Origin of the sequence: Snodgrassella alvi (assembly GCF_002777745.1) — a bacterium.
GTDB classification, from domain to species: domain Bacteria; phylum Pseudomonadota; class Gammaproteobacteria; order Burkholderiales; family Neisseriaceae; genus Snodgrassella; species Snodgrassella alvi_D.
Window position 1 is genome coordinate 1 of sequence record NZ_MEIO01000033.1, and the last position, 19,096, is coordinate 19,096.

The following is a 19,096-nucleotide window of genomic DNA, read 5'->3' on the forward strand; positions in this document are numbered from 1 at the left end:
TGTTCGGGTTGTTCGGGTTGTTCGGGTTGTTCGGGTTGTTCGGGTTGTTCGGGTTGTTCGGGTTGTTCGGGTTGTTCGGGTTGTTCGGGTTGTTCGGGTTGTTTGGATCGTCAGGTTCTGCTAGTTGAGAGCGTAAATACCAGTTGCTGTTCTGGCCATTAATATTGCCTTTGTACAAATGATATTCGTAAGCACCAGCATCAATATGGTCGTTTTGCAGATTAAAGGCATTGTTGGTACTGTTACCTGTAATGTTGATAATTTCTATTCCATCGGTGGTGCCGGTATCTGCACCAAGTCCGCCTATATTATTCATTCGAACTGTGGTTTGACCGGAGGCATTGCCATTGATAAACAATTTATCGGTTGCGCTGTTATTATCTTGAGATATGGTATCAAGGGAAATTGTGCCATTGTTACCGATATAGTTGCCATTGATGGTTAAATGGTCACCTGCTTGATTATTGTTTAGGCTGATATTACCGGAATTTGTAATGTTGCCGTTAATAGTTGTTTGATGTAGGGAGGGTGTGAGGGCTAGGGTTGCAGTAGGATTGATATTAAGGCTGCTGGTATTTAAGTTGCCGGTTAGGGTGAGTGTGCTTTGTTGTTGGAGATTAATATTTTCCCAGTTGCGGATAGCGATATTTCCGGCCGTTCCGTTGCTGGTCGATGATCCAGTCAATGGCTGGCCGATATTGAGTGTATCAATCATGCCATCTGTATTTTCGGTATCATCACCTCCGTCAAGTACGGTAATTGCTGATGTATCTGCTCCGCTGTTAATAGTTAAAGTATCACTGCCATTACCCAATGTGATTTCTCCTGTTACTTTGGATCCATTATTTAGGGTAACGATAGCGTTGTCATCAGCATCGCGGATGGCTATGCCTGAGGTGGCTTCAATATTGGCCCCACTATTAAGTGTGATTGATGTGGTGGTTCCGGCGTTACCACTAGTATAAATACCTGCGCCTGTACCACCCTTTACGCTTCCTGCTATGGTAAGGGTGTTATTTCCATGTGCGGTTCGGTTGAGAACATCAATGCCGTCTAGCGCTCCAGAAATGGAACCATTTGTCTGATTGACGCTGATATCTGTAGCTGTTTGGTTGTTTTCTGTGTGGATGCCATATTGGTGTAGGCCTTGTATGGTGCCGGAGGTGGTGATTGAGGTGGAGCCGGTTCCGTTATTGATGACGTATATACCGTTTAGGTTGGCGTTGATATTCTTTGCGTCGATGTTTAGGTTGCCTGCTGTATTTAAGTTTTGTGCAAATATACCGGTGCTATTGGCGGCGATAATATCATTACTGACAGTTATGGAGGTAATGCCTGTACCGTTGTTGGTGGTATATATGCCGTTCATTTTGGCATTTACGTTATCTGTTTTGATAATTAGGTCTTTGGTATTGCTTTTATTCTCAATATGAATGGCATCGCTGTTGGTTGCAGTTATGTTGCCTTTGGCTGTTATTAAGGTGGAACCGGTACCTTCATTAGTTGCATAAATTCCGCTTTGGGAACCCTGTACATTATGTGTGTTGATGGTTAGATCCTTACCATGATTGAATGCGTATATGCCGTTTTGATTGGTTGCGGTTATGTTGCCTTCTGCTGTCACTGTTGTTGAACCTGTGCCGAAGTTTGCGGCGTAGATACCATTATTTTTGCCGTTAATGGTTTTGGTATTGATGGTTAGATCTGTTGCGGTGGGGTCGTTTTCTGCATAGATGGCGTCACTATTGGCGGAGGTGACATCACCATTGATGGTGATAGAGGTGGCACCGGTACCACTATTTTTGAGGTAAAGCCCATTTTGACTGGCATTGATTGTTTCGGTTGTGACTGTCAGGTCTGTGGTGTTATTGTTATTTTGTGCATAGATACCATTGCTACCGCTGGAGGTGATGTCTGCTGTGGTGATAGATGTGGCACCTGTACCATAGTTTACTGCGTAGATTGCGTTTGTCTGGCTGTTAATGTTTTTGGTGTTGAGGGTGAGATTTGTGCCGGCGTTGCTCACTGAGATGCCAAAACCATTGGGTGTTGTCATATCTGTGGTTGTGGTTATGGATATTGCTGCGTTTTCTGAGTTATTAAGGGAGTATATATTTTTTATATTTGTATTTTTTACTGTAACTGCCAGATCGCCAGCTCCAGAATTGTTCATGATGGTTAATGTGTTATTTAATGGGTTGTCGCTAGTTGAAATATTGACTGGATCTGTGTTGTCATTTGCGATATAGCCATCCTGATTGACGGTGTACCCGCTATATGTTGATGGAGACGAGTCTGTTTCTTTGGTAATGCAAATTTTATTAGAAGATGAGGTAGAGCAGTTGGCATATACTTCGCTTGTTGAGAAAGAGATTATGCCGATAATTGCCATTAATTGAGCCAATGTTGTTTTTCTGAAATCTGGCTTTGGCATGGATGCTGTAATATATGTTTTTGTTCTGATTTGCCATTTGGGGTGGTAAGTTTTATCCATTTGAGTTTCCTGATTCCGTATGCTGAAGTTGTGCTGCCAGGGAAATATCTAGTCTGAGATAAGCCAATGTAAAGCTTTATAAATTAAATCTGCTTGTTGTATTCGACTACAAAGCTGGTTATTAGTCAAAATGTAAATTATTGAATTAATTTAAGAAAATATTATTTTTATTAATTTAAGTTTTTAGATGTTATTTTTAGTAGGTTTTATTTGTATGTTTTTATTGGCTGATTGCTGAATGTGGTTATCTTAATTATTACTGTATAGAGGTTGAGTTAATTTGGTGGATATCATGTTGTTTAATTTTGGTTTAATTTTTTAGTATTTTTTTACTTAATTTGTAGTGTGATTAATGCTGATATCTGCTTTGTTTTTCTTCAGATTTAGAAATTGATGGTTGATGCTATTGTGTTATCTAGATGTAAATATATTTGTGGTGGGGTATTGCCAGAATTATTTTTCTAAATAGTTTATGTATTTGAGTTGGTAATGAGGCTGGAAATGATTTTCGGAAGTTTATGTGATAGATCGGCAGAATATGGTGAAGTTGCCGATTTTAGATAGGATTGCTGATGTGAGTTGTTTGTAAGGCTGTTTATTTTTGCTGTATTAGGGCTGTATTTATTGGTTGTGCGTGTTTATATATATGAAGGGGTGCGGGCTGCTTTTTGGTATGTTGGTTACTGTAGATGGTTTATGTATTAGTTAGTTTGGATAAGAATATATAACCGGATTTTGGGGGATATTTGTGTGAGATTTAATGGTTAAGGATATATGGTGTTTATCAGTTAGTTGTTTATTGTGCAATTTTTGTGAGTGTATGTTGGTGATGCTGTTTTTAAGGATATGTTGGTTGGTTATGGTATCGGGCGCAGGTGGTTTGCGTGTTAAAATGGATATTTTGGATTAGAATAAGTAGTTATTTTCTGGTTGATTAATGTCACAGCTAGGCTAATGTTTTTGTTTGGTGGCTACAGGAAAAAACTAATTATTATGGTATAGGAATGCATATGAGTGAACAACATAATGCGTCGGTTGGTGGCGCACGCGAAGAGCAACTGGATGAAAATCAGATTATGGCAAACCGTCGCGATAAGTTGACGGCAATTCGTACACAGGGTATTGCGTTTCCAAATGACTTTAAGCGTGATGCTTTTGCTGGTGATCTGCATGAGCAGTATGAGCAGTTTGATAAAGATGTTCTGGCTGAAAGGGCTATTCCAGTTAAGGTTGCGGGTCGTATTATGTTGAAGCGTCATATGGGTAAAGCCAGTTTTGCCACGATTCAGGATATGACCGGACGTATTCAGCTATATGTTAATAATCAGGGTGTGGGTGAGCAGGTACATGATGCGTTTAAACACTGGGATCTAGGAGATATTGTTGGCGCAGAAGGTGAGCTGATGAAAACTAATCATGGTGAGCTGACTGTACGGGTATCATCTCTGCGCCTGCTTACTAAATCGTTACGTCCATTACCAGATAAGTTCCATGGGTTGGCTGATCAGGAGCAGAAATATCGGCAGCGTTATGTGGATTTGATTACTAATGAGCAGACGCGGGATACTTTTGTGAAGCGCAGCCGGATCATTCAGGCGGTTCGTAATGTGATGGTTGGTGAGCGTTATCTGGAAGTGGAGACGCCTATGATGCACCCTATTCCGGGTGGTGCAACGGCAAAACCGTTTGTAACACATCATAATGCTCTGGATATGGATTTATTTCTACGGGTAGCACCTGAGCTTTATTTGAAACGGCTGGTTGTGGGAGGGCTGGAGCGTGTATTTGAAATTAACCGCAATTTCCGCAATGAAGGTATGAGTACGCGTCATAATCCAGAATTTACTATGATGGAATTCTATGAAGCTTATGGCGATTACCGGCGTATGATGGATATGACGGAAAAGGTGATTCGTACGGCTGCTATTGAGGCTACTGGTAGTGCGGTAGTGAGTTATAACGGTAAGGAGGTGGATTTAAGCCAGCCGTTTGCGCGGATGACTATTGTGGAGGCAATCAAACATTTTAATCCGCAATATGCTGATGAGCAGTTGGCAGATGAGGTATGGCTGAAATCTGAAATTAAAAAGCTGGGCGGGTCTTTACCTGTAGCGCAGGGGCTGGGCAGCTTACAGCTGGCACTGTTTGAGGAATGTGCTGAAGCCCAATTATGGCAACCGACATTTATTGTTGACTATCCGGTAGAGGTATCACCACTGGCACGGGCTTCTGATACTAAACCTGGTTTAACTGAACGTTTTGAGTTGTTTGTGGTTGGGCGTGAACTGGCTAATGGCTATTCGGAATTGAATGACTCAGAGGATCAGGCTGCACGTTTTAGAGCTCAGGTGGCACAGTTGGATGCGGGGGATGATGAGGCTATGCACTATGATGCGGATTACATTCGTGCCATGGAGTATGGTTTGCCGCCAACCGGTGGTTGTGGCATTGGAATGGATCGTTTGATAATGTTGCTGACGGACGCGCAGACAATACGCGATGTGATTCTATTCCCACAAATGCGTTTAGAGTAAAGAAGTATAACGAAGTAAAGCCGCCGGACATGCTCCGTGTGGCTTTTGGTTTTTAGTAATCAGATTATCTGGGTGGCAGATGTTGCTGCCCTTCGGAATGATGTTTCTGTCTGTTGTCGTTTTCTACGGTGAATTCACCTTCGATAATATCGTTTTGATCTGATTGTGGTGCGCGGGAAAAAGGATGGCTGCTGGCGCTGGTTAAGGGTTTACCTTTGATGGGCAGCAGTAGCAGGGCGGCGAATATATCAGATACAAATCCGGGGCTGATAAGCATGATGGCTGCCAGTACGTAACGCAGTGGCCATAATAACTGGTAGATGGATACATTGCTGCCGGTGCGGATGGTAGCTACGGCAAGAAATAAGCCAGACAGGCCGATATTACGCAACATAAATACACCGCATGCACTGGATAGTATGATGAGAAGTAATGTCCAGCCACCGCCAATCAGATTACTAACCAGAATAATGGAAATAACTTCCATTGCTGCCAGTATCAGTAATGCCCAACCTATATATCGCATCTAAGTTTCCCTTTTTAGCTATAACAACTTTTATAGATGGTTGCAGGATTGGGTAATTCAATATGTCAGATTATAAAATGGACATCTGTACCTGTTGGCAGGGCGCTCTGGTGGCTGGCAGGTATAAGGGAAAGCTGTGTTAATATCAAATGCAGGGTAACTAAGCCCGTTATGCTATACGGATTATTATTAGGATTGTGATAGATTAATGATACAGATATGGAAGTTGTACGGGATATTGTGGCGGTTTGGTTTATGTTTAATCCCATGTATGGGATTGTTATTGGGTGGATGTAAGAGTAACAGTGTATCAAGCAGGGCACCGGTAATGAATGGTAGTGCACAAAATGGTTTTTACCGTGTGCAGCGTGGAGATACTTTATACCGGATTGGTTTACGCTTTAATCAGAATGTGAATACGCTGGTACGCTGGAATAATCTGGCTAATGCTAATGCAATTGAGGTGGGGCAACTGATTCGTGTGCGCAAGCCGGCAGCGGTGTCAGGCCGTCCGGCTGGAGTAAAACCGCCGTCTGGCCGTGTTGCAGGTCAGTCTGAAGCAGTGGCTACCAGTACGGCAACTCCTGATATTCGTTTGCAATGGCCGGTACGCGGAAAGGTAATCAGTATGTTTAATGGCCAGACGCAAAAAGGTATTGATATTGCTGGTAGCCGTGGTACACCAGTTAAGGCTGCGGCTGCGGGTACGGTGCAGTATGCTGGTGATGAGTTACGTGGATATGGCAGACTGGTGCTGATTAAACATACTAATAGTACGATGACTGCTTATGCATACAATGATTCGTTGAAAGTGCGTAATGGGCAGAGTGTGCAGGCCGGGCAGACGATTGCAACGATGGGTGACAGTGGTACGACTGGGGTAAAACTGCATTTTGAGGTAAGGGTGAATAGTCAGGCAGTTAATCCGTTGCGGTACTTGTCTGATTAGAAATGCTAGCTGGTGTTGGTGGTTTTTATTAATGGGCAGGTACTGTTTAGCCGGTAGGTTGATGGCAATGGTTTTATTTTATAATAGGGCAAATTTGAAGGAAGTGATATGAAAGAACATCGTGCCCGTAAACGCTTTGGCCAGAATTTCTTGCAGGATAAAAGTATTATTCAGGATATTGTGCGTGCGGTGCGCCCACAGCCGGAAGATACTGTGCTTGAAATTGGTCCGGGACTGGCTGCAATTACGGCACCTCTGGCCGCAGCTGTTAAGAAGCTGCATGTAATTGAGATTGACCGTGATATTGTGGCGCATTTACGTACTTTGCCATTTGCATCCAAACTGGTTATTCATGAAGGTGATGTATTGCAGTTTGATTTTGCTAGTGTACCTGGCAGAAAAAAAATTGTGGGTAATTTACCTTATAATATTTCTACGCCATTGTTATTTCGCTTTGGTCAATATGCTGATGACATTGTTGATATGCACTTTATGCTGCAAAAAGAAGTGGTTGAGAGAATGGTGGCAGGTGCGGGTAGTAATGACTACGGTCGTTTGAGTGTGATGTTGCAGTACTTTTTTGAGATGGAAAGTTTGCTTGATGTGCCACCACAGGCATTTACTCCTGCGCCGAAGGTAGATTCTGCGGTGGTAAGGATGATTCCACAGTGCGGTCGTATTGGAATTGCGCAGGATTTTAATCATTTTTCTGCTCTGGTCAAACAGGCTTTTCAACAGCGACGTAAAACCATTCATAATAATTTGAAGGGATGGGTGGAGGATGCAACATTAATGGCAGTAGGAATTGATCCTAGCTGTCGGCCTGAGCGAATTACGCCAGAGCTTTATGTGGCATTAAGTAATTATTTGTTGCAAAACGGTGTATCTATCGGAATGGTTGATGCAGACAGTTCCAGGATGTGGGGGAATACATGATTGAATTTAAAAATGTCCATAAATGGTTTAAGGATTTGCATGTTATTAATGGGGTAAATCTGAGTGTTGCTCAAGGGGAAGTGGTGGTTGTGTGTGGCCCATCCGGTAGTGGCAAATCTACGTTGATTCGTACTGTAAATCAGCTGGAAAAAATTCAGCAGGGTGAAATCTGGGTGGACGGGATTAATGTTGCTGATCCGAAAGCCGATTTAAATTGGGTGCGTACTGAGGTTGGATTTGTATTTCAGCATTTTAATCTGTACCCACATCTGACAGTTCTGGAAAATATTATTTTGTCACCGATGAAGGTGAAAAAACAAAGCCGTACAGAGGCTGAAGCTAAGGCACAGGAACTTTTGGCTAAGGTGGGGCTTGCACATAAATGTGATGCTTTCCCGCAGCAGTTATCCGGCGGGCAGCAGCAACGGGTAGCAATTGCACGTGGTTTGGCCATGGAACCACGGGTAATGCTGTTTGATGAACCTACTTCAGCCTTAGACCCCGAAATGATTGGTGAAGTGCTAAAGGTAATGAAGGACTTGGCACTCAGTGGCATGACAATGATGGTGGTAACTCATGAGATGGGTTTTGCTCGTGAAGTTGCAGATAGGATAGTATTTATTGATCATGGTGAAATTGTTGAAGAGGCTGCTCCAGAAGAGTTTTTCCAGCGGCCACAGCATGAACGTGCTCGACAGTTTTTGAATCAGTTGTTAACGCATTAGTATTGTGTTGTGACTGGATAGAGATAGGTTGATTGATAGACAGTCTGTAATAGATTATCCATATAGCCCCTTTTCATTGATGTGATAGGGGCTTTTTATTTGTATGGAATTTTATATAAGGAGTAAATTTACATAGGTAATTATTAAACTGAACAGTTTTATGTGCGGTATTTTTAACATTTATTTGAGTCAGTAACCCAAGCGTTGGCATATGGTAGAAACAAGCCCCGCCTGATTAAGGGTATAAAAATGTAAACTGGGTGCACCCTGTTGTAGTAAATGGTCGCACATCTCGGTTACTACATCTAGCCCCAGTGCTTTAATTGATGCAGTATCGTCAGCGTAGGACTGAAGTTTTAGACGTAACCAGCGTGGAATTTCTGCACCACATGTTTCAGAAAAACGAGCCAATTTGGAGAAGCTGGCAATGGGCATTATGCCTGGGATAATGGGAATATTCACTCCACGACTCTGTACTTCATCTACAAACCAGAAATAGCTATCTGTATTGAAAAAGTATTGGGTAATAGCTGAATCAGCACCAGCCTGGCATTTGCGCACAAAGTGGTTGATATCGTCTTCGGCACTGCGGGATTGCGGGTGAAATTCGGGGTACGCAGCGATTTCTATATGAAACCAGTCACCAAATTCCTGACGGATGAGTCCAACCAATTCATTGGCATAGCGTAAGCCTTGATGTCCGAAGCCTACGCCGGAGGGAACGTCGCCGCGTAATGCTACGATATGGCGGATACCCATGTTTTTGTAGGTTTGAAGCAGGCTGGTCATTTCTTCACGGCTGGCACCAATACAGGCTAGATGAGGTGCGGCAGCTACGCCTTCATTCATGATATCAGTAATGGTTTGCAGCGTACCGGCGCGGGTAGCTCCACCTGCGCCGTAGGTACATGAAAAATATTCAGGTTGATATTGACTTAGCTGCTTGCGGGTAATGGCAAGTTTACGCCGGCCTTCTTCTGTACGTGGCGGGAAAAATTCAAAGCTCAGTGGGGTGAAACTCATGATTAAACAGCCTCTCCAGTAGTTATTGGTAGATATCTAACCATAACGTTTCAGGCATGCTCAATCAATGCTTTATTGCATATTTTCTTTGAAAAATCCGTCAGTTATTATGAATAAAATTAATCCTCAGGTTTATGGCAGATTTTATCTGTGCCAATCAACAGGATTTGTTTTCAGTCTGGCGTCGTGAAAATTGAATACCAAGCTGTTTTAGTTTGCGATAAAGATGGGTACGCTCCAAACCTACTTTCTGGGCTACTTTGCTCATGTTATGTCCTTCCTGAGCAATGTGGTATTCGAAATAGCGCCTTTCCAGATCTTCACGCAATTCACGCAGAGGTAAGTCGAAATTAAAGCCAGTCATGCTTTCATGCGGATGATTATATTTAAACTGATTCAGGATAGTACTGATGGCATTAACATCGATTTCGCTATTTTCTGTTGTTAGCATCAGGCTTTTAACAACACTGCGCAGCTGTTCCAGATTACCCGGCCAGTCATACTGACGTAGTTCATTCAGGGCGGCTGTAGTGAATTTTACTGGCGGAATTTTCTGGCTTTCTGCCAGCTCTGTAGTAATTTGTTCTACCAGAAATACCATGTCATCCAGTTGTGAACGCAACGGGGGAATGGCAACGATTAGTGATGAGAGTGTGTTAAGCAGTTTGTTATCTTGTAATGGATCGGTAATCATTTCCTTGATTGGCCGACTACAAACGCAGATGATACGTACATTATAGCGATCTGCTTTGGTCAGGATAAAGCCGATGCTTTGCTGTGTGCTTTTGCCATATTGGGCAATATCACCTAGATACAGTATGCCTCCGGTGGCTTTTTGCAACAATTCAATGGGTGCATCAACAATTTGTTCTACTTTTGATGGTTCTACCCAAGGAGTTGCACTTTTATGGAATGAACGTGCAACCAGTTCAAAAGGTGAACCCAGTTCTCCAGTCAGCAGTACTGGGGTACTGAATTTAGCTATCCGTTCTAAGTGCTGATTTAGTTCTTTGATAGCAGGACTATGGCCGAGTTTGTCCAGTGACAGGTTCGAAGCAGCCTGCATCTGTCCATATTTCAGGGCACGGTCCACTGTGCTGAGCAGTTTTTGCAGGGAAATGGGTTTTTCTAGAAAATCCAGCGCTCCAATTTTGGTTGCTTCTATCGCCGTATCAATGCTGGCGTGACCACTCATCATCACTACCGGCATGGTTAGCTGACCAGATTTTGCCCATTCTTTCAGTAAGGTAATGCCATCACAGTCGGGCATCCAGATATCCAGCAATACCATTGCAGGACGGGTTTGCTGACGCAGTTGGCGGGCGGTATCAGCATTTTCGGCCGTGGTAACGGTATAACCTTCATCTTGCAGGATTTCCGATAATAAGTCGCGGATACCTACTTCATCGTCAACAATTAAAATATCACTGCTTCGCATTTCTATTCACCTGTAAGGGTAAGGTTATTTTGACACAAGCCAGTCCATTTTTCTGATTACTGATTTGGATCCGTCCGCCGTGTTCTTCAATGATTTTTTTTACTACTGGCAATCCCAGTCCGGTACCACCAGGTTTGTCTGTTACATAAGGGTCAAATGCATGTAATAACATCTCCTGACTAAATGTTTTACCATTGTTGCGTACATAGAAAAAAGTACCTTCGTTATTTAGTTCGGTCAGTACGCTGACTTCGGGTGAAGTATCAGCTGCGGCTGCCTCAACTGCGTTTTTTAGCAGGTTATGAATAACCTGACGTAATGCTCCGCTGTCAGCGTTAACATTTATTGCTATCTTACTCAAATTAACCGTAAATGTACAACTACTACCTTCGTAAAGTACCAAAACTTCGCGTATTAATTCATTTAAATCTAGATTTGTAAATTTTAAGGCTGGTGTGCGGGAATAATTACGGAATGCTTCAACCATATCTTTCATTGCTGCCACCTGTCGAATAATGGTATTAGTGGCACGGTTGAGAATCTGGACATCTGCTTCGCTGAGTTTGTCATGGAGTTTCCATGCCAGCCGTTCGGCAGATAATTGGATGGGTGTTAGTGGATTGCGGATTTCATGCGCCAGCCGTTGCGCAACCTCACCCCAAGCAGCTTCTTTTTGCGCGCGCACCAGAGTGGTGACGTCATCAAATACCAGTACAGTACCGCCGCCACTATCTTTGGGTAGTGGTGTGGCTTTGCCAAGCAAGATCAGAGTTTCGTCTTTGTGATTATAGGTGATTTGTACCGGTTTGTTCTGGTATTGTGTTGCCAGAATTTGCTGGAATACATCCGCGAGCATTGCTGCCTGCGGTCCTTGTTCGGCCAGTAGGTTGATGTTCTGTCCAGAAATTGGGTTCAGATTTTGTCCAAGTATGTTTTCTGCCATCTGGTTAAAAGTAATCAGGCAGTTTTCTGAATTAAGGGTAACTACGCCGGTAGTCAGGCTGTTAAGGATATATTCCAGATAATGCCTTGCGGCTTCCTGCTGTTCTCGTGAGTGGCGTAGTTGAACTGTCATATGATTAAACAGGCTGGTTAGTTTGCCCAGTTCGTCGTTGCGATAGATGGTTTGTTGTACATCCAGATCACCTTTGGCTACCGCTCGGGCTCCGTCTGCCAGTGACAGTATCGGTGCAACAAACTGGCGGGCAAAATATAGGGCTAACAGTAAGGCTAAAACAATTGCCAGCAAAGTGGCCATCAATAGGGTAGCTAGAAAAAAGGTTTGCAGGCTTTTTTTGGTAAAACTCAGTTCACCATATTTGGCACGAGCTGCCTCAATCAGAGTAGCATCCTGTGCAACTTTAGCAGGGATGGGTTGACGGAAAAACAACACATTGTTGTTATTGTGACTCGGTAAAATTAGCCAGCCCTGAGCATAAAGAATGTTATTGATACTTTCAATTTCACGTACTGAACCTGTGGTATGCAGCTGGTGTATCAGATTCTCGTTAAGTTCAGGTGTGGAAAGATGCAGTGGATTATATTCAGCAATAAGCTGGCTATTGTCGAGATTACGGATATTTAGCTGGCTGAACTGTTTGCTTTTGCCATTACTTTCAAGAATCGGTAAAAGCGGTTCTTCTAGGCCGTTGGCGGCAATCAAGGCAACCTGGATATTGGCTGCTCGGCGGACACTGTTATCCACTTCGTAATCCAGAGCGGATTTACTCAGACTAATACTACGGTTGAGTGCTTCTTCAGTATCGTTACCAAACCATGAATGAATACTGTGTGAAATAAACTGTGCGGATACGCCGAATAGGAACAAACCGGGTAATACGGCCACTAGTGTAAACATTGAGGCCAGACGCATGGCAATTTTGGAACCGAATTCATGCCGGTGCCGGCTTTGTAATAGTTTCCACCAGTAGGAACCGGCCATCAGTGCCAGTGTAAGCACTAACAGTGAGGCAAAGCCGAACGCAAACCAGAAGTATTGTGATAGAACACCAGTATTGCCAGTGGCGACGGCCAGAATATATAGGGTCACTACACAGAGCACCGCCATAACTAGAATTAGCCGTCTCATTTTGATTAATCCGCGTTGATAATAAGACGATGCCAGCCAGAATCCAGTTGCCAGCTATGAGAAGTCAGTGCATTGATTTGAAATGGCTTTGGCAGCTGGCTGATGCTTAGACTCAGGCGTACGTCGGCACGAACTTCTCCTGCTGATACACCACTGAGTGTACCGCTGCTGAGTACACGCCAGTTAGCTGCTGAACCAATGGCTCTAAGTGCGGTATCAAGAGTGTTGTACTCAGTAGAGAAAGTTGATCCCATGCTGACACGATAGCGACTGGTAAGTGGGTGATAGGCCAGTTTGTATTGAATAAGATTATCGCCAGTGATCAGGTTGTTAATCCTGTTGCGGTAGGAAGCGAGTGTAGGTGAGGTAAGCTGATAATTTAAGTCAAAATTTAATGGTACACCTTGAGTTAACGCCTGTTTTAACTGATCAGGTAGTTGAGTATTGAAACGTGTATTGATGGAAAGCTGACCATTACTGGTAATGTAAGCTTGAGCACGCGTAGAGCTAATGCCCTCTGCCTTTACTATGGTAATATTCAGGCAGAGAAGACAGGCAAAAAATAGACTAGATTTTATCGATAAGCGCGTAAAAAAAGCCATCTTGTCTGCTGTCCGGTAACAATACACGTGATTGACGCTGGCGGGCATCCGCATGTCGGGTTAAAAAACGGGTTAACTGTTGCTGATTTTCTTCCATAAAAATCGAACAGGTAGCTAAAAGCAAGCGACCACCCGATTTTAGTGTTAGCCACAGACTGTCTAGTAAGGCTTCCTGCTGTAACGCAGTTTTCCGGCTGTCCTGTGGCTGGCGTAGCCATTTGATGTCTGGATGGCGTTTTACTACACCTGAAGCTGTACATGGTACATCAGCCAGAATGGCATCAAAAGTGTTGTTATCATACCATGAGTGCAGCTCTTTTGCGTCAGCACAATGTAAGTGTGCTTGTAGCTGCAAGCGTTGCAGATTGTCCTGTACACGTTGCAGGCGCATGGGATCAATATCCAGCGCGGTGACATCACAGTTTGCCCATTCGAGTATGTGTCCGGTTTTGCCACCCGGAGCAGCACAGGCGTCCAGTATACGTTCACCAGACTGTGGATTAAGCATCGGGATAGCCTGCTGGGCTCCAAAATCTTGGACAGACACGTGACCGGCTGTAAAATCTGGCAGCTTCTGTACAGCTATTGCCTGTTGCAGCATGATACTATGGGTATCCAGAATTCTGGCCGGAATACCCGCAGCCGTCAATTTTACCAGATATTGTTCAGCATCTGTATAACGGCGGTTGACCCGCAATGTCATAGGCGGATGTTTCGCCATAGCTGTGACCATATTGTGCCAGTGCTGAGGATAATGCTTTTTCAGATAATTTAACCACCATGCAGGCAGATTGTAACGCGCTTCATTTTGCTTGAGTGCATTGGTTAATAAGGTTTCGCGTTCACGTAAAAAACGTCGGAGCAAAGCATTAACTAGCTTCTGGTAACGACCGCCATGCAATTGGCGAGCATGATTAACGGCTTCATTAACTACAGCATGAGTTGCATTGCGAGTAAAATGCAGTTGATATAAAGCAATGACGAGAAGGTATCTAATTTCTACAGGTGGTAAAGTCTTTGTCATTTGCTGCACAAGTTGTTGCAACAGACCTAAATGGCGCAGACTACCATGACTGAGATCCTGTAAAGCTCCTTTATCGGCAGCCGAAAGTTCTGGATTTTGTTGCATTACCTGAACCAGAATTTCGCTGAGATTACTTCCGCTTAATACTTCGCTTATGGTGTGGGTTGCCAGTTGCTGGACATGCGCCATGCTCATGCCTTGTTCTCCACTGATGTCAGTACTGTGCCCGGCAGTAAAGTATTGCCAGTCTGAAATGCTGCAATAGGCATGGCCCTGCTGCCAGCTTTCTGTATTTCCTCGATACTGATGGCGTCACGACCGCAGGCAATAATCAGTTCATGCTCGTTACTATGTAATACTGTGCCCGGTGCTCCAGTATGCGAAATAACTTGTGCACGCCAGATCTTAAGTGGTTTATCCTGCCAGACAGTCCACGCACCTGGTACCGGATTAAATGCACGGATTTTACGAACAATTTCCGTGGCAGGACGTGTCCAGTCAATTTGTGCTTCAGCCTTGCTTAATTTGTGAGCGTAGGTTACACCCGTTTCGCTTTGTGCAGTGGGGCATAATCGCGTGATCTGTTGTAAATCAGCAACAATGGCATTTGCACCCAGATGCATCAGTGCATCGTGTACTTCAGCCGCCGTATCATCAGTACCGATGGTATAGATGTGCTGGCTAATTACTGCACCAGTATCAAGACCAGCATCCATTTGCATAATACATACACCGGTTTTCTGATCACCTGCTTCAATAGCTCGCTGAATTGGCGCGGCACCACGCCAGCGCGGCAGCAGCGATGCATGAATATTCAGACAGCCATATCTGGGAATATCCAGCACAGCCTGAGGTAACAATAACCCATAAGCAGCAACAACCATTACGTCGGCATTCTGCTCTTGTAATATTGCCTGCGCTTCAGCCGTTTTCAGTGTAGTTGGCTGAATTACAGTGAGTCCATGTGTCAGTGCAGCCTTTTTGACTGCGCTAGGTTGTAACTTTAATCCGCGGCCACTGGGGCGGTCTGGCTGGGTTAATACCAGCGGGACATCAAAACCGGCAGCAACAATAGCATTAAGAGCTGTTGCCGCAAAATCAGGCGTTCCCGCAAAAATAACAGAAGGCTTCATGCAACAAATCCACAAAAGACACCATCTCTATCATTTGAAGATGGTGGTACAAATATCAGGGCTGACAACTGAGTTATTTACATTTTTTCGCGTGCGCGTTTTTTCATTTTGGTTTTGATGCGATTCTGTTTTAATGGTGACAGATATTCAACAAATACCTTGCCAGCGAGATGGTCCAGTTCATGCTGAATGCAGATAGCCAGTAGACCATCCGCTTCAAGTATGAATTTTTCACCATGTTCATCATATGCTTCTACAGTGATGCGCTCCGAACGATGCACTACCTCATAAATACCGGGTACAGACAGGCAGCCCTCTTCATATTCCGTATCACCTTCTCTGGCCGTAATAACTGGATTAATGAATACGCGCAGCTCGTTACGTTCTTCGGAGAGATCCATCACTACTACACGTTCATGAACATTAACCTGAGTTGCGGCTAGCCCGATGCCGCGTGCTTCGTACATGGTTTCGGCCATATCTTGTACTAGAGTGCGGATCCTGTCATCAAATTGAGTCACAGATTGCGCAACAGTATGTAAACGCTCATCAGGATATTGTAAAATGTTTAGTAGAGCCATTGTGTGTTTAATTCCTTGTTCAATCTGACCAGATTACATGATGGCAATATGGATTTTTTAAAGATTGTTGATATGGATTCAGGTAAACTGGTATTAATATCCATACTATGACATATAACAACCATTTAAAACGGTAATCTCCCTAAGGATACTTTACATGCATAAACATATTATAACCCTGCTGTGTACGTTGGGCATGGCGATATCTGCACCTGCAATGGCTGAGCTGAAATTACGTCCGGATGCGCCAACACAATATGTAGTGAAAAACGGCGATACTCTGTGGAGCATATCTGGTAAGTACCTTTACAGCCCGTGGCAATGGCCTCAACTGTGGGGTTCTAATCGTGCCCAGATTCAAAATCCACAAAAAATCTATCCAGGACAGGTTTTAACCCTTCGCTATGTTGATGGTCAACCCCGCCTTGGTTTTGACGACAATAGTGGTATTCCAACTATTAAACTACAGCCACGGGTGCGTAATATGTCGTCTGGTTATGGTATCAATACCGTAGATGTCGATTTTTACCGCATATTTATGCAACATCCGCAGGTAATCGACAAACAACAAACCAGAAAGGCGCCACGTCTTATCGCAGGGCCTGAAAGTCGCGTTATGTTTGCAACAGGTGATCGTGTATATGCTGATCGCCCATTAGAGTCAGGTAATTATTTGGTTTACCGGATCGAAAAAAATATTACCGACCCAGATACACATAAATATCTGGGGCAGTTAGTACGCTTCAGTGGTGAAGTGGCAACTCTGGCAGGACAAAACAGTGCTTTGGCTGAACGCAGCCCAAGTGAAGCTGCCAGCTTGCCCAAAGATGAATATTATACACGTGTGAATCCACTGATTAAATTACCTACACAAACCGCCCAGCCACTGGTTGTTACTAATACTGCATCAGAAATTAGTAAAGGTGATTACCTGTTAAAAATAACCGATGAGCATGATTCGTTCCAGATGATGCCTCATGCACCCAAGACTCAGGTTAAAGGCAAAATCATTTCTGTTATGGACGGAACCGATGAAGCGGGAACTTATCATACAATTACCCTTAATTTGGGAAGCAATGATGGGGTAGATAAAGGCACAGTAGTGAGCCTGTACAAAAAGAGCCACCAGCTTAAAACTGGTATACCTACTAATTCTGAAGCATCACACAGCGTAGTTAAATACCTGAGTATCCCCGCAGAGGAAGTAGGTTTGGCTCTGATTTATCGTGTTAGCGACAAACTATCTTCAGCTCTTATTATAAGTACGTCTAGTTCTGTGAAAGTAGGGGATATGGTGATGAATCCTGGCCACGATCTAGATGATGTGACCCAGCATCCACGGCATACTTCTAATTCATCAGAGAATTTGCGCTAACAGTTGTGGCAACAGGCAAATTATGGGCATTGCTAATTCATAAGCATGTTTAAATTATATTGTTGATGAATTTTTTTGAATAAAAAAGTGTGGATTTATCCACACTTTTTCTTTATGTGATTGGTAGCAATATGAATAAATTGCTGTAGAAATAAATGGGAAGACAAATTATCGATAGTTAAAGCAAATCATACTTTAGCCTGCCAGACTGTTTTAATAATGGCAATGATTTTAAGATAGGTAGTAAAACAGCGTATTTAGATGGGTTGGGTAATTATTATTTACGGATCAAATGTTTATTTATGAAATGAGTTTAATGGGAATATGTCTTATTGCAGTGTAAAACTAAGCCAAATTAATCACCCGTTTGTCCAATACTCGTGTGAAAATAACACTCATCATTATTTTATCGCTCTGTCTGTTTTTATCATTTCACAGACTCGTCAATCACATAGGTTTAATTTCTGACTAAAATGTTTTAGAATATGCAGTTTATTTGACTAAATTTTCCAGATATCTTAGCTATCTGAATAATGGGTATCTGCTGAGCATGGGGGATGCGGCTAGTGGCCAACAAGTAATTCGAATTCTAGTCGGACACATTGCACATTCCTGAGAGTATTCTTGTTTGTATCAATAATATTGAACTGAAATTCATATTTAAAATGAATGGATACCAATCAGTTGATATATTTCGATTATGCCTTAATCTCAGGCTGGTAAATCACGGTTTCAATTGCTTGCAATATAGAGCAATAAATCGTGATTGGCACAAAACTGGGTATGTTGGTTATATTGACTGCATACAAATACATTCAATCATTTTGAATAATCCATATTTTTCTTTTGTTTCAACGCCAGCCTATTTTCATTTGTAATTTTTTACTCGGAATAATATGAGTTGTTTCACTCCTCTTGTTGAAAATCAGACTGGTCACAATCCATTCTTTTATGCTAATGGTTTAGAGAAGTATATTATACTGTGTGATTTTGACGGTACTATCAGTGAAAAAGATGTTACGGATACCTTACTGGATCATTTCGGTAATGATCAATGTGCCTTATTAGAGCAGCAATGGCTCAAAGGCATTATTGGTTCGCGTGAATGTATGCGTCAGCAAATTGCTAATATGCAAGCCAGTCAGATTGAACTGGACAGCGTGCTGGCGCAAATCAAAATCGATCCTACATTTAGCGAATTTATTGATATAGCGCGGGAAGCACATTTGAATGTGCAGATTGTCAGTGATGGGTTGGATTATGCAATTCAGTCAATTTTGAAACGGTATAATCTTGATTTGCTGCCTATTTATGCTAATAGATTATTGCATAATCAACAACAAGGCTGGAAATTAGATTTTCCTTATACCAATCAACATTGTCTTAAAGCAAGTGGCAATTGTAAATGTCAGCATCGCCGGCAGTTGGCTGGTTTTCAGAAGATTTTTTATGTTGGTGATGGTACTTCGGATTTTTGTGTAGCCGACAAAGTGGATCTGGTCTTTGCCAAAGATAAGTTGATTGATTTTTGTCGGCAGCACGGCATTCATCACTACCCGATTAAGAATTTTGGTGATGTTGTGGCCATTCTACCCAATCTAATTAAAACATCGGTTGAAAATCACTGCCTGTCTCCAGCATAACGCTTTAATAGCTTATTTGTAATT

General features: G+C 43.0%; 15 protein-coding genes. 6 read left to right on the top strand and 9 right to left on the bottom strand.

Annotated features, from left to right (window positions below; all coding sequences use genetic code 11):
• A partial coding sequence (locus BHC51_RS04990) for an autotransporter outer membrane beta-barrel domain-containing protein (protein WP_143558776.1) occupies positions 1–2,494 on the bottom strand: 2,494 nt, incomplete at its 3' end.
• Between the two features lie 1,010 nt (positions 2,495–3,504).
• Between BHC51_RS04990 and lysS the strand changes: the two genes are divergently transcribed.
• The gene (gene lysS, locus BHC51_RS04995) at positions 3,505–5,028 is read left to right on the top strand and encodes a lysine--tRNA ligase (RefSeq protein WP_100099844.1); all 1,524 of its coding nucleotides are present in this window, start codon (positions 3,505–3,507) and stop codon (positions 5,026–5,028) included.
• 64 nt (positions 5,029–5,092) lie between these two features.
• On the opposite strand, the gene BHC51_RS05000 is transcribed toward lysS, so the two are convergent.
• Complete coding sequence (locus BHC51_RS05000; RefSeq protein ID WP_100153486.1) at positions 5,093–5,554, bottom strand: FxsA family protein; 462 nt, start codon at positions 5,552–5,554, stop codon at positions 5,093–5,095.
• 328 nt (positions 5,555–5,882) lie between these two features.
• Between BHC51_RS05000 and BHC51_RS05005 the strand changes: the two genes are divergently transcribed.
• From BHC51_RS05005 to BHC51_RS05015, 3 genes are all read left to right on the top strand, one after another.
• Positions 5,883–6,503, top strand: a complete 621-nt coding sequence (locus tag BHC51_RS05005) for a peptidoglycan DD-metalloendopeptidase family protein (RefSeq protein WP_257384770.1) — start codon at positions 5,883–5,885, stop codon at positions 6,501–6,503.
• A 108-nt stretch (positions 6,504–6,611) separates the two neighbouring features.
• The gene (gene rsmA, locus BHC51_RS05010) at positions 6,612–7,439 is read left to right on the top strand and encodes a 16S rRNA (adenine(1518)-N(6)/adenine(1519)-N(6))-dimethyltransferase RsmA (protein ID WP_100153488.1); all 828 of its coding nucleotides are present in this window, start codon (positions 6,612–6,614) and stop codon (positions 7,437–7,439) included.
• Entirely contained in the window at positions 7,436–8,164 is a 729-nt protein-coding gene (locus BHC51_RS05015) for an amino acid ABC transporter ATP-binding protein (RefSeq protein ID WP_100099840.1), read from the top strand. The genes rsmA and BHC51_RS05015 overlap by 4 nt, the downstream gene beginning before the upstream one ends.
• A gap of 189 nt (positions 8,165–8,353) precedes the next feature.
• On the opposite strand, the gene metF is transcribed toward BHC51_RS05015, so the two are convergent.
• From metF to def, 7 genes are all read right to left on the bottom strand, one after another.
• Positions 8,354–9,187, bottom strand: a complete 834-nt coding sequence (metF, locus tag BHC51_RS05020; protein ID WP_100099839.1) for a methylenetetrahydrofolate reductase [NAD(P)H] — start codon at positions 9,185–9,187, stop codon at positions 8,354–8,356.
• A gap of 157 nt (positions 9,188–9,344) precedes the next feature.
• Positions 9,345–10,625, bottom strand: coding sequence for a sigma-54-dependent transcriptional regulator (locus tag BHC51_RS05025; RefSeq protein ID WP_100099838.1), 1,281 nt, complete (start codon positions 10,623–10,625; stop codon positions 9,345–9,347).
• Positions 10,612–12,714 (bottom strand): sensor histidine kinase, encoded by a 2,103-nt coding sequence (locus tag BHC51_RS05030; RefSeq protein WP_100153489.1) that lies wholly within the window; start codon positions 12,712–12,714, stop codon positions 10,612–10,614. The genes BHC51_RS05025 and BHC51_RS05030 overlap by 14 nt, the downstream gene beginning before the upstream one ends.
• A gap of 5 nt (positions 12,715–12,719) precedes the next feature.
• The gene (locus BHC51_RS05035) at positions 12,720–13,316 is read right to left on the bottom strand and encodes a DUF4390 domain-containing protein (RefSeq protein ID WP_100099845.1); all 597 of its coding nucleotides are present in this window, start codon (positions 13,314–13,316) and stop codon (positions 12,720–12,722) included.
• A complete protein-coding gene (rsmB, locus tag BHC51_RS05040) occupies positions 13,282–14,535 on the bottom strand; it encodes a 16S rRNA (cytosine(967)-C(5))-methyltransferase RsmB (protein ID WP_100153490.1) in 1,254 nt (417 codons plus the stop codon). The genes BHC51_RS05035 and rsmB overlap by 35 nt, the downstream gene beginning before the upstream one ends.
• Entirely contained in the window at positions 14,532–15,473 is a 942-nt protein-coding gene (gene fmt, locus BHC51_RS05045) for a methionyl-tRNA formyltransferase (protein WP_100099835.1), read from the bottom strand. The genes rsmB and fmt overlap by 4 nt, the downstream gene beginning before the upstream one ends.
• 77 nt (positions 15,474–15,550) lie before the next feature.
• Complete coding sequence (def, locus tag BHC51_RS05050; RefSeq protein ID WP_100099834.1) at positions 15,551–16,054, bottom strand: peptide deformylase; 504 nt, start codon at positions 16,052–16,054, stop codon at positions 15,551–15,553.
• A 157-nt stretch (positions 16,055–16,211) separates the two neighbouring features.
• Here def and BHC51_RS05055 point away from each other — a divergent pair, with 157 nt between their 5' ends.
• Entirely contained in the window at positions 16,212–17,429 is a 1,218-nt protein-coding gene (locus tag BHC51_RS05055; protein ID WP_100099833.1) for a LysM peptidoglycan-binding domain-containing protein, read from the top strand.
• A gap of 896 nt (positions 17,430–18,325) precedes the next feature.
• Positions 18,326–19,072, top strand: coding sequence for an MtnX-like HAD-IB family phosphatase (locus BHC51_RS05060; protein WP_100153491.1), 747 nt, complete (start codon positions 18,326–18,328; stop codon positions 19,070–19,072).
• The last annotated feature ends 24 nt before the right edge of the window (positions 19,073–19,096 follow it).

Coding starts and splice junctions, on each gene's coding strand:
- lysS (WP_100099844.1), top strand. CDS start 3,505: ATGAGTGAACAACATAATGCGTCGGTTGGTGGCGCACGCGAAGAGCAA.
- BHC51_RS05000 (WP_100153486.1), bottom strand. CDS start 5,554: ATGCGATATATAGGTTGGGCATTACTGATACTGGCAGCAATGGAAGTT.
- BHC51_RS05005 (WP_257384770.1), top strand. CDS start 5,883: ATGAATGGTAGTGCACAAAATGGTTTTTACCGTGTGCAGCGTGGAGAT.
- rsmA (WP_100153488.1), top strand. CDS start 6,612: ATGAAAGAACATCGTGCCCGTAAACGCTTTGGCCAGAATTTCTTGCAG.
- BHC51_RS05015 (WP_100099840.1), top strand. CDS start 7,436: ATGATTGAATTTAAAAATGTCCATAAATGGTTTAAGGATTTGCATGTT.
- metF (WP_100099839.1), bottom strand. CDS start 9,187: ATGAGTTTCACCCCACTGAGCTTTGAATTTTTCCCGCCACGTACAGAA.
- BHC51_RS05025 (WP_100099838.1), bottom strand. CDS start 10,625: ATGCGAAGCAGTGATATTTTAATTGTTGACGATGAAGTAGGTATCCGC.
- BHC51_RS05030 (WP_100153489.1), bottom strand. CDS start 12,714: ATGAGACGGCTAATTCTAGTTATGGCGGTGCTCTGTGTAGTGACCCTA.
- BHC51_RS05035 (WP_100099845.1), bottom strand. CDS start 13,316: ATGGCTTTTTTTACGCGCTTATCGATAAAATCTAGTCTATTTTTTGCC.
- rsmB (WP_100153490.1), bottom strand. CDS start 14,535: ATGAGCATGGCGCATGTCCAGCAACTGGCAACCCACACCATAAGCGAA.
- fmt (WP_100099835.1), bottom strand. CDS start 15,473: ATGAAGCCTTCTGTTATTTTTGCGGGAACGCCTGATTTTGCGGCAACA.
- def (WP_100099834.1), bottom strand. CDS start 16,054: ATGGCTCTACTAAACATTTTACAATATCCTGATGAGCGTTTACATACT.
- BHC51_RS05055 (WP_100099833.1), top strand. CDS start 16,212: ATGCATAAACATATTATAACCCTGCTGTGTACGTTGGGCATGGCGATA.
- BHC51_RS05060 (WP_100153491.1), top strand. CDS start 18,326: ATGAGTTGTTTCACTCCTCTTGTTGAAAATCAGACTGGTCACAATCCA.